Raw genomic sequence first — 13,651 nt, forward strand, 5'->3', positions numbered from 1 at the left:
AGATCAAAAATGTTGAATCGCCGCAGCCTCGCCGTCGCACTGGCGATATCCGCCCTTATTCCCATCCCAGCCCAGGCTGCGCAGAATGGCATCGTCGAAGGGAAAAGCGCCTATTCCATGAGCGAGACCATCGACCGCCTTAAGAAGGATGTCGCCGCCAAGGGCATCACATTCTTCGCCGAGATCGATCAGACGAAGCTGGCAGCCGATGCCGGAATCAAGCTTGGACCCTCAACGCTGCTGATCTTCGGCAATCCGGCGCTCGGTTCCCAGTTCATGACGTCAAACCCGCAAGCTGGCATCGATTGGCCGGTACGCCTGCTCGTCATCGAGGACAAGAACGGCCAAGTTTGGACGATCTACAACGACTTCGGCTACATCGCCCGACGGCATCATATCAGCAATCGCGCTGCTGCCTTCAAGATGGCCTCCGAAGTCATCGCATCTATCACATCGTCGGTCAAGAAATAGACTGATCCGCCGCCGTTTCGCTGGCCGCGATTGCCTTAGCGCCGAACCATTCCTTGCGCATGGCTTCGCGGACCAGTACGCCAAGCGCGGGCGAGTGCGCCTTTTCCGTCATCGTCACCAGGCTGACGACCCGCCAGAATTCGGGCTCAATCACCGGGAGCGCGATGACGCCGGGATGATTGACGCTGTGGCGGGGCATGAAGCCAAAGCCAAGCCCCGCGGCGATCATCGCCTGCGTCCATTCCTCGCTGTCGCTGAAGTAGGCGGGCGCTACAGTGACCCCTTGCGAGTGCAATATGCCGTCGGCATAGCCCGCAAATTCGCAGTGATTGCGATGGATATAGGCTTCGCCGCCGAGGTCCTTCACCCGCACCGCCGGTTGATTGGCGAAGCGATGGTTGGGATGGATGGCAATCACCATCTGCTCCCGGAATAGGGGCAGAAGATGGAGTTCGGGTCCCGGCTCCCTGCCTGGCAGCGCACAAATGGCGGCATCGATCTCACCGGCCGTGAGGCGGCGTTCAAGCTCGAAGGAATTCGCGTCCGAGAGCATCATGTCGACCCCGGCATAGGCACGCGGCACCGCCATGATCAGTTCCGTGAATTGGTTCGGCGCTATGGTTGTCATGATGCCGAGCTTGAGCGTGTGCTTTTCCGCGCCCGCATGTTGCCGAGCCAATTTCAAGGTCGCGTCCGATTCTCGGGCAATTAGTTCGAGATAGGGGCGCACCATCCGGCCGAGCGGCGACAGATGGGTCAGCCGACGTTCGCGGTGAAACAGCGAGCCGCCGAATTCCTGCTCGAGAAGAATGATCGCCCGGGACAGTGCCGGCTGCGACACGCTACATTTCTCGGCGGCGCGCGAGAAGTTGAGCTCCTCCGCGACCGCCAGAAAATAGCGTACCTGATGGAGCTCCATCGCCGCCTCCCGACCGGGGCAACTAGCGTAGCAAGATCATCAAAATAATGTCCAGTCGGCATTGGCGCTGCCGGTGTCGCAGCCGCAGACTGCTGGCATCAGACATCTGGATAGTGTCATGAATAGACTTTTGTGGCTTTTCTGTCGTTGGTTTCACTCATTCGGACGAGTCGGATGAGGATCTTACCCACCTTATCAAGGGTGCCGAAGACGGCGCTCGGTTGGGGATGGTCGGATGGTATTGAGCACCCGCCGGCGAGATCCTTGCGTAGTTCATATCTCTCGGCCCAATCCGGAGATGGAGATTTGGCACTGACCCGGCTGCCGACCCCATTCAGACTTCTCCTAAGCATCTCCGTGCCTTCGGATTCACCTAGATTGCCAATCTTCCGAATGGCGAGATCGAGTACAGGTACGTCAACGCGTTGGCACAACAATTGGTCTCATCAGTGATCCGCCATAGTCTGCAAATCGAATGATCGCGAGGAGCACGGACTAGGCTGCGAACCCGTAAATCTGCCGGGCCGGACGACTCACCAGAGTACGCTATGCCCCGATAGCAGCCAATTCCGCAGTGCAGCGAAATGACGCAACGGGCTAGAAGCAGACCTTAAGCGCGGCACGGCGGACATCCGGGTCCGCCGATCTGCCAGGCGAGACGCCGCCTGGGACGATTGAATGGAGTGGGCCCTATCCGGCCGGGAGGTCGCGACGCTAATCAGAATGCTCGCGAGTTTGTCTCAGAAGCAAGGGTTCCATGGTGGACCGCAGTCGATCGGCGGCGCAGAGCTCCGGTACCAGGCGCTGCGCTCGGCAGTGCGACGGGCCGCGCCCCCTGGCGTGAACGGCCAACCTATGACATCGATGAATATCGAGGCGGGCCCGTCGGCCTTCGCGAGGTTGCCTTCCAGAACATCGACGTTGAACGTCAGCGTATCGCCGCTGAGTTTTGGCTCCTTGAGCACGACGACGGCGTCTTCGACAGCAGAAGCGTCCTTGTTCAACACCGACACGGTGGCATTCGGCGGGTCCTTGGCAAAGCTGCCAGCCCCCGGAGCCCATTCCTCAAGAAGATGCACGGTGAGGGCATGTCCCGCCGAGCGCACGGGGCGATCGGCAAACAAAATCGAGTTGGTCGAGATGCCGGTGAGCGTCAGTGTGCTTCCATTGAGCTTTGCGCCATCGGAATTCATCACGATCAGCGATGGAACGATCTTGGTTCTGGCCATACCGATCGTCTTCTGCGCCGGCGCCGTGATCGCATCTTGAGCCGAGCCCGTTCCGGACAGAAACAATAGGCTCGCGACTGCTATTATGACTCCGGCCACGCTGTTCAGATTCATGATCACCCACCTTTACCTGCGTTGTGCCCAGCTTGACTCAGTCCAAACTGTCATAGGAGTTCGATGGAGTTCGATGATAGTATCAAGAAGCGATCATGATATCAGAGGAATCCGTCACCGTCTTGGCATTGCGCCCTACGGAGCCATTGAGATATTAACAGGTTCTGCGGCCGTCGCGCTATGTCTGCGCCTCTGCTCCGTCACCTCGACCGACAGCATGACCAGGGATCGGGCAGGCTTGGCGCTTGGCCAACGGTCGGTTTGTCTCCGGAAGTGTGACCTTCCCTTGGGACCCATAGAAGTGGCTGCAGTGTCTTGACGGAGTAGCTCTCAACGTTTGCCCGCCAACCAAAGGCTCGGCTTGCTCACATTCATCCTAGTCGGCCCCTCATTCGCTACCTTGTTTGTCGTCTGGAATATTCCGCCAAAGGTCCAAGCCAAATATCTCAATGGGGTTGCGCATCCATCCAATAGCCAATTTCACGAGCAGTGTGCCGACTAACGCTAAGACGATGCTTACTATGCATGCCGATACCAAGGGCACTTTTGGAAACTGGCTGACTAGCAGATAGCCAAATAAAATTGCGATGACAGCCTGAACAGTTAAAAGCTCGCCAAGGCTCAGTTTGCGCCATTTCATGCGCGTGCGAGACGTCGTTGCATTATCGGATTGAACTGTCTCTTCAGGCTCACTGGGGAGGCTCACTCGAATCCAACTTCGCAATAGCTTGAGAGCGCCAATGCCAATGAAAAGAACCAAAAAAATGCCGATGACTATGAGAACTAAGCTAGTCGTAAAAACAAAGATGAAACCACCAGTAACACTTGCGACACCAATAACCGCCATGGTCCACATAAGAGAAACCACGCGGAACACAATAACTCCAAAAGGTGTCTTGGAAGTCATTGTCGACCTCAATTCTCCGCAATGATTTTACAACATAACGACCTCAGCCGAAACCCAACAGAATTAAGCGTACCCGGTCTCATCGTCGCGCCCGGATCGGCAAATGCGTCCCGCGCCACGATATCGGCGTATAAACGCATCTATTCCATTCTGTTCGTTGTTCGTTCTTCGTTTTTCGTTTCAATGCGTTAGGCTGATGGCCATGGCCATCGTCGTCCAGAAGTACGGTGGAATCAGCGTCGCTGACCTGCAGAAATTGGCTGGCAAGCAGCTGCACGTGTCTACCAATACTGCCCACGCCGCGCTGGTCGTCTCACGCGAGAACCTCCACGACGCCGAGGGCGTGCAGCAGGCCACGCACGCACGCTTCGGCCATCGCGTCACGTTCATCAGCGGCTCGGCGCGGTGAGCGCGATCGGCGCCGGCATCAACGCCACCTACGCGAACGTGCGTGCGGGGTTGTCGGTGCTGCGCCGTGCAGAAATCCCGTACAGCGGGATATCGACCTCGTCGTTCCGCATCACGTGGATGGTGCCCGACGCCGACGTCGCCCGAGCCTCCCGCGCGCTCCACGCACACTTCATCGAATCTCGAGCGCCGCGCGTTCCTTGACCGGTGTCGGTTTTCTGGAGGCGAGTTGGCCACGGTCTCCGCGCAATAGACTCCGCCTCTCACCACGCCTGAACTTATCGTAGCCGATCGTCGATTGTTCACGGATGGTCCGCGCGATTTCTTGAAGTCGTCAAAGACGGTCGAAGCATAGAGTCCATCGAGCGCGATTGTGTCCGATATGAGTCATTTTCGCCCGGGATTTTCGGCTAGAGTCGTGCTACGCGCACATTCTGGCGGTCAATGCGAATTTCCAACAGGATCGCTGCTCTCAACGACCTCGACCACGATCTCCGTGCATTTATCGCCGTTTGTCGGATGGAAATCCACCGAGCATGCCGTGACGACCACCAGAAGATCGCGTAGCGCCCGTAAAGCCACATAGCCGCCGGGCGGATTAATCGAGGCCAGCACATCGAGGCGGCCATCAGGATCGGGTAGCGAGTTTTGGAAAAAATCGACTGGGTCGGGCACCGCCGGCAGCGAGAGCCCCGCCGTCCGAAGTGCGATGATGAGATTGTCCTGGCAATTGGGATGATCCGGCAGGCCGGCGCGTTCATAGAGCCAGCGATTGCAGGCGGGAAACAGCATGTCATGCGGTCCAGGCGAAGCATCCTTCACCAGCGTCAGCAAAGGCACGCCCCGCGTGCTGTAGAAATGATCGCCCACGCGCGGAAAAATCCGTTCAGTGATGTCGCGCGTCTGCGAGGTGCTGAGCCAGTCGAGCTCGGGCCCGTCGGTGACGAAAGCCCAGAGATCGGCGACTTGCTGGCCTTGCGGGTCGATGATGCGGATGGTTTCGCCGCGCCTTACCGGGAAGGATTGTCCCGACTGCGGAGCGATGACGGTGCGGCGGACTTCCGGCATGGGTAGAGTAGAACCCTTGTTGTTGAAATGCGTATCACTTCTTGCCAGTTCGATCGGTCTTACACAATGTCGACGCAGGCAACGGATGCCCATGGCCGCTCGGCCGCGCGAGTTTCGTCGACTCAGGCGAGATGTCGGCATGGTATTCGAGAGGTTCACTCTGGTCCCGCACCTCCGGGTGCTTGACAATGCCACGCTGGACCGGCTGTGGCGATGCGGCTGCTCGTACGAGCCGGTGTCGCCCGCCGTGCAGCGAAGCTGCCGGCCGCTCTCTCCGGCGGGTAGAAGCGGTGGGTCGCGACCGCTCGCGCTCTCGCGGCGCTGGACGATTTCTCCCGCTATTCCTGCAGCGACCAGGCTAGAGCGTTTTCGTGATTGATGGAATCTGGGGGATTCTCAGGGGGAGGGTTTTCTGATTCCTTGTTCTTGTGGTTGATTCGGCACGAGGACCCCATGGGCAAGCCCTATTCCCAGGATTTACGTGATCGCGTGTTGGCGGCGGTTGACGGCGGGCTGAAGCCCGGCGCGGTGGCTGAGCTGTTTCATGTCGATGTGTCCTACGTCTATAAGATTCTGATCCGGCGTCGGACCAGCGGAATGACGACAGCGCTGCCGTGGGCTGGTGGTCCCCAGCCCAAGCTCAAGGGCCATCATGAAGTTCTACGCCAGCATGTGAGTGAGAACTGTGATGCCACGCTAGCGGAGATCCGGACCTTCTTACTGGCTGAGCATGGTATCGAGGTCAGTGTTGGTTGCCTTTGGAATGCTCTCAAGCAGTTGAAGCTGCCGCTCAAAAAAAGACACAACGCGCCACCGAGCAGGAGCGCGAAGACATCGCCGAAGCGCGCCGAGCCTGGCACGAGGCTCAGAGCGATCTAAACGCGGCGCGCCTTGTCTTCATCGATGAGACCGGCGCTCAAACTAACATGGCACGCCGCTATGGCCGCGCTCCCCGCGGACAGCGCCTGCTGTGCAAAGTCCCGTGGGGACATTGGAAAACGATAACCTTCGTCGCCGCTCTCAGATGCGACGGTATCACCGCACCTGCCGTCTTCGATGGTCCGATGGATGGCGAGTGCTTCCGCGCCTATGTCGAACAGATCCTTGCGCCCACACTCTCAACCGGCGACATCGTCATCATGGACAATCTCGCCAGCCACAAGGTTCCCGGCATCAAGGATGCGATCGAAGCCGCCGGTGCTGCTCTGCGTTACCTGCCCCCTTACTCACCCGATCTCAACCCCATCGAGCAGGCAATCGCCAAGTTCAAATCACACCTGCGAAAGGAAGCTGCCCGTACTCTCGAAACCCTCATCCAGGCTATCGCCCGCACTCTCAACACCTTCACACTGAAAGAGTGCGAAAACTATATCCGCGCCGCTGGCTATCGCCATCAACTATGAAAATGCTCTAGTGCTTTCTTGCCGATATCGCACGCCCAGGGCACGGAGGGTTCCCCGGCAAGGAACCTTTCCACTTTAGAGACGTTATGGTCGCGCATGCTCATTTCAATGCGAGGATAGACCATTGGCAAAAGCTAAGAGAGCGCGCCGGCCGCGCCCGGCGGCCGAGCGTAAAAGCACTGCAAACCGCCTCTTCGACGACGCGCTGTCGCTGGCATCGACGCTGGCCGACAGCCGCAAACGCGCCGGCGCTGACAGGATCGTGGAATTCGCCGAGGCGACCCGTCATTTCGGAGAGACTCTCGACGACTTCCCGCAGCTTCGCGCCTATAGCGACACGGCCGCCGACAACCTCGACGATCTTGCCGACTATGTCGTCAGGACGGATATTCCGGAAATGCTGGATGACTTCGCAAGCTTTGCGCGCCGGCAGCCGGTCGCCACTCTGACGCTCGGCGTTGCCGCCGGCCTCGCCGTCACTCAATTGATGCATGGCTGGCCGGTTCCGATGAAGGAACGGGGCAAGTCCTCCGCCGGACGCGGCAAACGGCGAAGAGCGCTGCGCAAGGCTGCAAACTAGCGTCAGAGCGGCAGCTTCGAAGGAGATGGTATGGCGAAGAGCGACAGCAAGCCTGTGGACGACTCCCTCGCCGGCTCGTTCGAGGAACTGAAGCGAGACTTCATGGCATGGTTCACCGCGGAGGGGGCGTTGCTGCGCGCCCGCGTGAGTTCAAGCATGCGGCGCATGATACTGGCCGCTGGCCTGATCGTCATTGCACTGATGTCCATCTTCGTCGCCTTGACGGTTTTGGCCGAGACTCTGGTCGACTATCTCGCATTCTCCCTCGGCCCAATCACCGCGGGGTTCGTGGTCGGCTTGGCTCTGTTGCTCGCCGGGCTCGTCCTGCTCGCGGTGGCGCGTTTCCTGCTGCTCAAGCCCGATCCGCTGCGCGGACGCCTGCGCAGCAACGCCAAGCTAATCTGGAACCGGTTCAATGACTAAGCTTGATGAACTCGAAGCCGAGGCCGATCGCAGACGGCAGGATTTCGAGCAACGCCTGCGCAAATTGAGGCCGCGGCTGACGCCACTCGGTCTAGCCGACGAGGCGCTCCGCCGGCTCGATCCGCAGGCGGAAGCTGTCGCCGCCACCGGCCGCGCCTTGCGCCGAAACCCGCTCCCGGCGCTTCCCCTTCTTCTCGGCCTCGGCTGGCTCGTACTCGAGGTGCGCAAGCCGGCCAAGGCCGTCAAAGCCCCGAAGTTGAAGCGCAAGCAGACGACCCTGATCACATCGCAAGAGAAGGAAATGAAACGATGAAAACGATGAAAACGACGAAAGCACGCAAGACACGCAAGACCGCCCGCAAGGCCGGCATCGCCTCGACGGCGCATCTATTGCAGGACAATGCCGGCACGGCGCTGCGCCGTGGCCGCGCGACGCTGAGCCGCGCCTATGACTGGGCGCATGAGGCGGGGAGTGCCCATCTGGGCTCCCTCCGCCTGCCGCGCCGCACCGATATCGGACATCTGACCGAGGCCAATCCGCTCCTGCTGGGCGCCGTGGGCCTCGGGCTCGGCATGGCCATTGGTACGCTGTTCCCACGCGGCATGGTGCGCCGCCGCCCGGCGGTGGCGGTCCGCACGGCCGGCGGCAATGGCTCGGCCGCGCCGGTGAAGGCGGCAGCCCGCCGCCGGGGCAAGAAGGTTCGTTCGGCCGCCTCCGCCTGAATTACTTCAGGCGGTCCAGAGCTTCCGTGAGCTTGACGCGCTGCGCGACCAGCGCGTTCTTGCGCTCGCGCGTCTCTTCCAGCACCTCTTCCGGAGCCTTGGCGACGAAGCCCTGATTGCTTAGCCGGCCTTCGATGACGCCGATGTCCTTGGACACCTTTTCGAGCTCCTTGCCGAGTCGCGCCCGTTCGGCGGCGAAGTCGATGACGCCCTCGAGCGGCAGGGCCAGTATGGCTTCGCCGAGCACGACTTGCGCCGAGGAGGCCGGGACCTTGTCCTCGAAATTGATCGCCTTGAGGCGAGCCAGCCGCATGATCTCCTGCTCCCAGGTCGCGGCGCGCCGGCGCGATTCCGTATCGGCGCCGACAATGACGCAGTCGATCTTGGTACCCGCCGGAACATTCATCTCGGCGCGCACCGAGCGGACCTGCGAGATGAAATCGATGACCCAGCGCATCTCGGCATCGACTTTCGTATCGCCCAGGCCCTGATAGATCGGCCACTGAGCATCGATCAGCATGCTCGCGGCACCGGTCTTCTGCCACAGCTCCTCGGTGACGAAGGGCATGAAGGGATGCAGAAGCAGCAGTATCTGATCAAGCACCCATTGCGCGCAATGTTGCGTCTCGGCCTTGGCCGCTTCGTCGCTGCCCGACAGCAAGGGCTTGATGAGCTCGACATACCAGTCGCAGAAGACATTCCACGCGAAGCCATAGAGGGCGCCGGCCGCATCGTTGTAGCGATGCTCCTCGATCGCGTTGGTCACCAAATCGCGAGTGCGCGCAACCTCGCCGGCGATCCAGCGGTTGATGGTGACGCGCGCCGCGATCGGGTCGAAATCCGGATCGCGCCTGGCGCCGTTCATCTCGCAGAAGCGCGCCGCGTTCCACAGCTTGGTGCCGAAATTGCGGTACCCTTCGACACGCTGGGTCGAAAGCTTGATGTCGCGGCCCTGCGCCGCCATGGCGGCCAGCGTGAAGCGCAACGCGTCGGCGCCGAACTGGTCCACGAGGTCGAGCGGGTCGATGACATTGCCCTTCGACTTCGACATCTTCTGGCCCTTCTCGTCGCGGACCAGTGCATGAATGTAGACGGTATGGAAGGGCTTCTCCTTCATGAAGTGAAGCCCCATCATCATCATGCGGGCGACCCAGAAGAAGATGATGTCGAAGCCGGTGACCAGCACGTCGGTCGGGTAATGGCGCTTGAGCTCTGGTGTCTCGTCCGGCCAGCCCAGCGTCGAGAATGGCCACAGCGCCGAAGAGAACCAGGTATCGAGCACGTCCTCGTCGCGCTTGAGCATCGTGCGCGTGCCATAATGGCGCTGCGCGACGGCGAGCGCGAGGTCCTCGCTCTCCTCGACGAAGACTTCGCCATCGGGACCGTACCAGGCCGGAATCTGATGGCCCCACCAAAGCTGGCGCGAAATGCACCAGGGCTGGATGTTGCGCATCCATTCGTAGTAGGTCTTTTCCCAGTTCTTCGGCACGAAGACCGTGTCGCCGTTCTCGACCGCGGCGATGGCGGGCTGGGCGAGCGTCTTGGCATCGACATACCACTGCTCGGTAAGCCACGGCTCGATGACGACGTCGGAGCGGTCGCCATGCGGCACCTGATGGACATGTGGCTCGATCTTGTCGAGGAGCCCCTGCTCCTCCAGCATGGCGACGATGCGCTTGCGCGCCTCGAACCTGTCGAGCCCATCGAGCGCCAGCGTCTCCGCCGGCACATTCGCCCCGGCGAGGAAGTCCTCATTGCCGGCAAGTTGCATCTTGCCGAACTGGTCGAGCACGTTGATCTGGGGCAGGTCGTTGCGCTTGCCGACATCGAAGTCGTTGAAGTCATGCGCCGGCGTGATCTTGACCGCGCCGGTGCCCTTCTCGGGGTCTGAATAGGTATCGGCGACGATCGGGATCCGGCGGCCGACCAGCGGCAGCACGACATCCTTGCCTATGAGATGCTTGTAGCGCTCATCGTCGGGATGCACCGCGACGCCGGAATCGCCCAGCATCGTCTCCGGCCGCGTGGTGGCGACGACGATATGCTGATCTGTGCCCTCGATCGGATATTTCAGATGCCAGAGATGGCCCTTGACCTCCTTCTGCACCACTTCAAGATCGGAGATGGCCGTAAGAAGCTTCGGATCCCAATTGACCAGCCGCTTGTCCTTGTAGATCAGGCCTTCCTTGTAGAGTTGCACGAAGACCTTGAGCACGGCGCGCGACAGGCCTTCATCCATGGTGAAGCGCTCGCGGCTCCAGTCGCAGGAAGCGCCGAGACGGCGCAGCTGGCGCGAAATCGCGCCGCCCGACTCCTCTTTCCACGCCCAGACACGCTTGAGAAAGGCCTCGCGTCCCATGGACCGCCGGTCTGTCTTGTTCTCCTTCTGAAGCAGGCGCTCGACCACCATCTGCGTGGCGATGCCGGCATGGTCGGTGCCGGGCTGCCACAGCACGTCGCGCCCGCGCATCCGCTCGAAGCGGCAGAGGACATCCTGGATCGTATTGTTGAGCGCGTGCCCCATATGGAGCGAGCCCGTCACATTGGGCGGCGGGATGACGATGGTGAAAGGCTCGGCCTTGGGCCGGCGTCCGGGCTTGAAATAACCGCCCTTCTCCCAGGCCTCATAGAGGCGGGCTTCCATCTCGGTAGGAATATAGGTCTTCTCAAGCATGATTTTCGCTATGTAGGGAGAACATGGCGGGCTTTAAACACGAGAGTGCCGCAGGTTTCAACCGGCCAGTGGCCTCAAATCTTGAAGCGGATGCCAACTTCGTCGCCGCGTACCCAGACGCGCTCGGCTGGACGCTGGTCCATTTCGCCGGGAATGGTTACCAGAAAGTTGAGCGGGATGAGGAAGGATTCGCCGACCCGAAGCCTGGCACCGGTCGCGCTCACATCGCGCACCTTGCATGTAATGACTGTTTTACCATCAAGGAAAAAAACGCGCCCCTCCTTGAGGCGGCGCATGCGCGTTGCCTGTCGTTTTTCCATTATCCCTGGACCGCCAGCACAGTTCCCCCCGCTTCAGCCGATCGCGCGACGACTCCTAGATCTTGCGCATCGGCTTATCCGAGAACCGCACGCATGGTCGGGTCAAGCTCGACCACAAGCTTCTCGGGCCGATGCTCTAACGCTGCGGCCGCCTGACCACCCGCTCGATCTCCTCGCGCACCAGGCGCTCGACGAGCTTTGGCAGATTCTCATCCAGCCACTGCTTGAGCATGCCGCGCAGAAGCTCCTGGGCGATATCCGCGATCGGACGATCCCCCAGTGCCCGCCTTGTGATTGTCTCAGCCAGTTGGGCAAAGGCGGCCTGGGTAGCGGAACTGGTGCTTTCGGACATGAGCCCGGATTCGAGGGCGAAATCCGTAGCTTCCTCGGCAATCACCGCCGGCGCTGGCGCTGGCGGCAGAAAGCGCGGCGGATCGAGCTCCCGCAGGGACGGATAGGCCTCAGATTCAGGTTCAGGCTCCGGCTCCACATACTCGGCAGCCTGGGCGCCGAAGTAGCCATCATAAGAATATTGGTCCTGGTCATCCGGCAGGACCGGTTCGGGCAGCACGGGATCAGGGCGCCGGAGCCGCGTCTCATAAGAAGACGCCCGCTCGCGGAAGGCAGTCATGGTCTCTTCCCGGCGTCCGCCCAATATGCCGGCGAAGCCCTGGGGCTGGGACTGCTGAGATGCCGTGGTGGAAGAATAATCGTAGCTCCGCCGCGCCCGATTGTCAGGACGCGCCGGCGGGGGTTCGACTCTTCCCCTGAGGTCGGCCATGGCATCGCCAAACCGGTCGGAAGAAGCAGCGGCGGCATTTTCATCAATGGCGCGTCGGATGGAGGCAAGCACATCTTCCATCCGGGGCTCGGCCGGTTTCTGCCCGTGCTTCATTGAAATAGGTCCTGTCGCCGCGACTCTCTAGCGCCACTATGGCCCGCAAGATCGCCTAAATCGATCCCGCTTGCAAATGACAGGCCGAGTTAACCACAAGAACGTGATGGGCCCGACCGGCGAAAACCTCAGTCGATGGTCTTGACGCCCGTACCGAACCATTTGTTGCGGACCCGGTCGTAATTCTCGATCGGATCGTAATAGTCGACGCCGAGGCCGATCTGGCGGGCGGTAAGCCTGCCGACGGATCCAAGGATCTGATAGGCGGCGACGACCTGGTCGCGCTCGGCCTGGGCCAGGATGATTTCGGATTGCAGCAGATCGGATTCGGCGTTCAGCACGTCGAGCGTCGTGCGTGAGCCGACCAGGTTCTCCTGCTTCACGCCGTCGAGAGCGACTTGGTTCGCGGTGACCTGCGCCTGGGAGGACACGATGGTCTCGCGCGCCGCAATCAAGAGATTCCAGGACGTCACCACCGATTCGCGCACGGCCCGCGCGGCGCTGATGATCTCGATGCGGCGCTGGCTTTCCACCTGCTTGGCCTCGCGCACCGCCGAATAGACGCTGCCGGCCTCATAAAGCGGAACATTAATGCTTCCTATGAGGGCGAGCCGCTGGGTATTGTTGTCCGCAAAGTGATCGAGATCATCGACGGTCTTGGTGCCGCTCGCCTGCAGATTCACGCTCGGCAGGAGGTCGCCTCTGACCACACCGACATTGTGGCGCGCCGCCTCGGCAACGAAGGCGGCGTTCAGAATGTTGGGATTGATATTTTCGGCAAGCACCAAAGCCGCATCGAGATTCGACGGCAGCTTGGGCAATTTGGGATATTTGAGCGTGCCCGGCGAATGGCCGACGACCCGGTTGTAGTTGGCCACGCTCGAGGCGAGATTGGACTTGGCCGCCGCCACCGTCGATTGCGAAAGCGCCAATTGCGCCTGCGCCTGCGACACGTCGGTCTTGGTCACCTCGCCGACATTGAAGCGCTCCTGGGTGGAGCGCAGTTGCTCCTGCAGGGTCTTCACATTGCGCTGCCGCAGCTGCAGCACACGCCGGTCGCGGATCACATTCATATAGGCGGTAACGGCATCGAACAGCGTCTGCTGTTCGACCGCTAGGAGATTTTGCCGGCCAGCTTCGACGACCGCCTCGGCCTGCTTGACACCCTCGACAGTCTTGAAGCCACGGAAGATCGGCTGGCTCAGCGTGATGGCGAGGTCGCCCGGACGCCTCGATTCCCATTCGCCGGGATTGGGTTTTTGTAAGGTATCGACGAAACCACTGCTGGCCTGGGCATCGACCGTCGGCCGCCATCCGGACAGGGCCTGTGGCGTCGCCTCGTCCGTCGCGCGCTGGCGGGCCCGCTCGGCCCGCAAGGTTGGATTGCCCGAATAGGCGCTCGCCAGCGCCTCCGACAAATTCTCGGCATTCGCGGTCACAGACGAGAACATTAAGGGAACGACGAATGCCCCGACCATTCCCCACGCACTAAGTCGCTTAAACCCCATTTGCCCAAA

Annotated in this window: 16 protein-coding genes; 8 read left to right on the plus strand and 8 right to left on the minus strand. The window is 60.8% G+C overall.

What is annotated here, in order from left to right:
- Positions 1-9 precede the first annotated feature (9 nt).
- A complete protein-coding gene (locus G5V57_RS29710; protein ID WP_165172164.1) occupies positions 10-471 on the plus strand; it encodes a DUF302 domain-containing protein in 462 nt (153 codons plus the stop codon).
- On the opposite strand, the gene G5V57_RS29715 is transcribed toward G5V57_RS29710, so the two are convergent.
- The 3 genes from G5V57_RS29715 to G5V57_RS29725 all read right to left on the minus strand — a co-directional run bounded on the left by G5V57_RS29715 (position 461) and on the right by G5V57_RS29725 (position 3,640).
- Complete coding sequence (locus G5V57_RS29715; protein ID WP_165172166.1) at positions 461-1,390, minus strand: LysR family transcriptional regulator; 930 nt, start codon at positions 1,388-1,390, stop codon at positions 461-463. The genes G5V57_RS29710 and G5V57_RS29715 overlap by 11 nt on opposite strands.
- 740 nt (positions 1,391-2,130) lie before the next feature.
- Entirely contained in the window at positions 2,131-2,733 is a 603-nt protein-coding gene (locus G5V57_RS29720) for a hypothetical protein (RefSeq protein WP_206530114.1), read from the minus strand.
- Between the two features lie 388 nt (positions 2,734-3,121).
- Positions 3,122-3,640 (minus strand): hypothetical protein, encoded by a 519-nt coding sequence (locus tag G5V57_RS29725; RefSeq protein WP_165172170.1) that lies wholly within the window; start codon positions 3,638-3,640, stop codon positions 3,122-3,124.
- A 202-nt stretch (positions 3,641-3,842) separates the two neighbouring features.
- Here G5V57_RS29725 and G5V57_RS29730 point away from each other — a divergent pair, with 202 nt between their 5' ends.
- The gene (locus tag G5V57_RS29730) at positions 3,843-4,049 is read left to right on the plus strand and encodes a hypothetical protein (protein ID WP_165172172.1); all 207 of its coding nucleotides are present in this window, start codon (positions 3,843-3,845) and stop codon (positions 4,047-4,049) included.
- Complete coding sequence (locus G5V57_RS29735; RefSeq protein WP_165172174.1) at positions 4,046-4,252, plus strand: hypothetical protein; 207 nt, start codon at positions 4,046-4,048, stop codon at positions 4,250-4,252. Before G5V57_RS29730 ends, G5V57_RS29735 begins: the two co-directional genes overlap by 4 nt.
- 237 nt (positions 4,253-4,489) lie before the next feature.
- Here G5V57_RS29735 and G5V57_RS29740 read toward each other — a convergent pair whose 3' ends face one another.
- Positions 4,490-5,116, minus strand: coding sequence for a DUF1989 domain-containing protein (locus G5V57_RS29740; RefSeq protein ID WP_165172176.1), 627 nt, complete (start codon positions 5,114-5,116; stop codon positions 4,490-4,492).
- 453 nt (positions 5,117-5,569) lie between these two features.
- Here G5V57_RS29740 and G5V57_RS29745 point away from each other — a divergent pair.
- From G5V57_RS29745 to G5V57_RS29765, 5 genes are all read left to right on the plus strand, one after another.
- A protein-coding gene (locus G5V57_RS29745; RefSeq protein ID WP_165173998.1) for an IS630 family transposase occupies positions 5,570-6,519 on the plus strand; the annotation gives its coding sequence in 2 pieces (ribosomal slippage) (positions 5,570-5,906 and positions 5,906-6,519; 951 coding nt in all).
- 124 nt (positions 6,520-6,643) lie between these two features.
- Positions 6,644-7,099 (plus strand): hypothetical protein, encoded by a 456-nt coding sequence (locus G5V57_RS29750; RefSeq protein ID WP_165172178.1) that lies wholly within the window; start codon positions 6,644-6,646, stop codon positions 7,097-7,099.
- Positions 7,100-7,129: 30 nt separating this feature from the next.
- On the plus strand, positions 7,130-7,522 hold the full coding sequence (locus tag G5V57_RS29755; protein ID WP_165172180.1) for a phage holin family protein: 393 nt from the start codon (positions 7,130-7,132) through the stop codon (positions 7,520-7,522).
- On the plus strand, positions 7,515-7,835 hold the full coding sequence (locus G5V57_RS29760; RefSeq protein WP_165172182.1) for a hypothetical protein: 321 nt from the start codon (positions 7,515-7,517) through the stop codon (positions 7,833-7,835). Before G5V57_RS29755 ends, G5V57_RS29760 begins: the two co-directional genes overlap by 8 nt.
- Complete coding sequence (locus G5V57_RS29765; RefSeq protein WP_165172184.1) at positions 7,832-8,245, plus strand: hypothetical protein; 414 nt, start codon at positions 7,832-7,834, stop codon at positions 8,243-8,245. Before G5V57_RS29760 ends, G5V57_RS29765 begins: the two co-directional genes overlap by 4 nt.
- A 1-nt stretch (position 8,246) precedes the next feature.
- Here the strand turns inward: G5V57_RS29765 and G5V57_RS29770 are convergent, their stop codons facing one another.
- The 4 genes from G5V57_RS29770 to G5V57_RS29785 form a co-directional block, all read right to left on the minus strand.
- Positions 8,247-10,919, minus strand: coding sequence for a valine--tRNA ligase (locus tag G5V57_RS29770; protein ID WP_165172192.1), 2,673 nt, complete (start codon positions 10,917-10,919; stop codon positions 8,247-8,249).
- A 74-nt stretch (positions 10,920-10,993) separates the two neighbouring features.
- Positions 10,994-11,239, minus strand: coding sequence for a PilZ domain-containing protein (locus G5V57_RS29775; RefSeq protein WP_256378618.1), 246 nt, complete (start codon positions 11,237-11,239; stop codon positions 10,994-10,996).
- 136 nt (positions 11,240-11,375) lie between these two features.
- Positions 11,376-12,134, minus strand: a complete 759-nt coding sequence (locus G5V57_RS29780; RefSeq protein WP_165172195.1) for a PopZ family protein — start codon at positions 12,132-12,134, stop codon at positions 11,376-11,378.
- Between the two features lie 128 nt (positions 12,135-12,262).
- Positions 12,263-13,573 (minus strand): TolC family outer membrane protein, encoded by a 1,311-nt coding sequence (locus G5V57_RS29785; RefSeq protein ID WP_165172196.1) that lies wholly within the window; start codon positions 13,571-13,573, stop codon positions 12,263-12,265.
- Positions 13,574-13,651 lie beyond the last annotated feature (78 nt).

The organism is Nordella sp. HKS 07 (assembly GCF_011046735.1).
GTDB lineage: Bacteria > Pseudomonadota > Alphaproteobacteria > Rhizobiales > Aestuariivirgaceae > Taklimakanibacter.

Coding starts and splice junctions, on each gene's coding strand:
- G5V57_RS29710 (WP_165172164.1), top strand. CDS start 10: ATGTTGAATCGCCGCAGCCTCGCCGTCGCACTGGCGATATCCGCCCTT.
- G5V57_RS29715 (WP_165172166.1), bottom strand. CDS start 1,390: ATGGAGCTCCATCAGGTACGCTATTTTCTGGCGGTCGCGGAGGAGCTC.
- G5V57_RS29720 (WP_206530114.1), bottom strand. CDS start 2,733: ATGAATCTGAACAGCGTGGCCGGAGTCATAATAGCAGTCGCGAGCCTA.
- G5V57_RS29725 (WP_165172170.1), bottom strand. CDS start 3,640: ATGACTTCCAAGACACCTTTTGGAGTTATTGTGTTCCGCGTGGTTTCT.
- G5V57_RS29730 (WP_165172172.1), top strand. CDS start 3,843: ATGGCCATCGTCGTCCAGAAGTACGGTGGAATCAGCGTCGCTGACCTG.
- G5V57_RS29740 (WP_165172176.1), bottom strand. CDS start 5,116: ATGCCGGAAGTCCGCCGCACCGTCATCGCTCCGCAGTCGGGACAATCC.
- G5V57_RS29755 (WP_165172180.1), top strand. CDS start 7,130: ATGGCGAAGAGCGACAGCAAGCCTGTGGACGACTCCCTCGCCGGCTCG.
- G5V57_RS29760 (WP_165172182.1), top strand. CDS start 7,515: ATGACTAAGCTTGATGAACTCGAAGCCGAGGCCGATCGCAGACGGCAG.
- G5V57_RS29765 (WP_165172184.1), top strand. CDS start 7,832: ATGAAAACGATGAAAACGACGAAAGCACGCAAGACACGCAAGACCGCC.
- G5V57_RS29770 (WP_165172192.1), bottom strand. CDS start 10,919: ATGCTTGAGAAGACCTATATTCCTACCGAGATGGAAGCCCGCCTCTAT.
- G5V57_RS29775 (WP_256378618.1), bottom strand. CDS start 11,239: ATGGAAAAACGACAGGCAACGCGCATGCGCCGCCTCAAGGAGGGGCGC.
- G5V57_RS29780 (WP_165172195.1), bottom strand. CDS start 12,134: ATGAAGCACGGGCAGAAACCGGCCGAGCCCCGGATGGAAGATGTGCTT.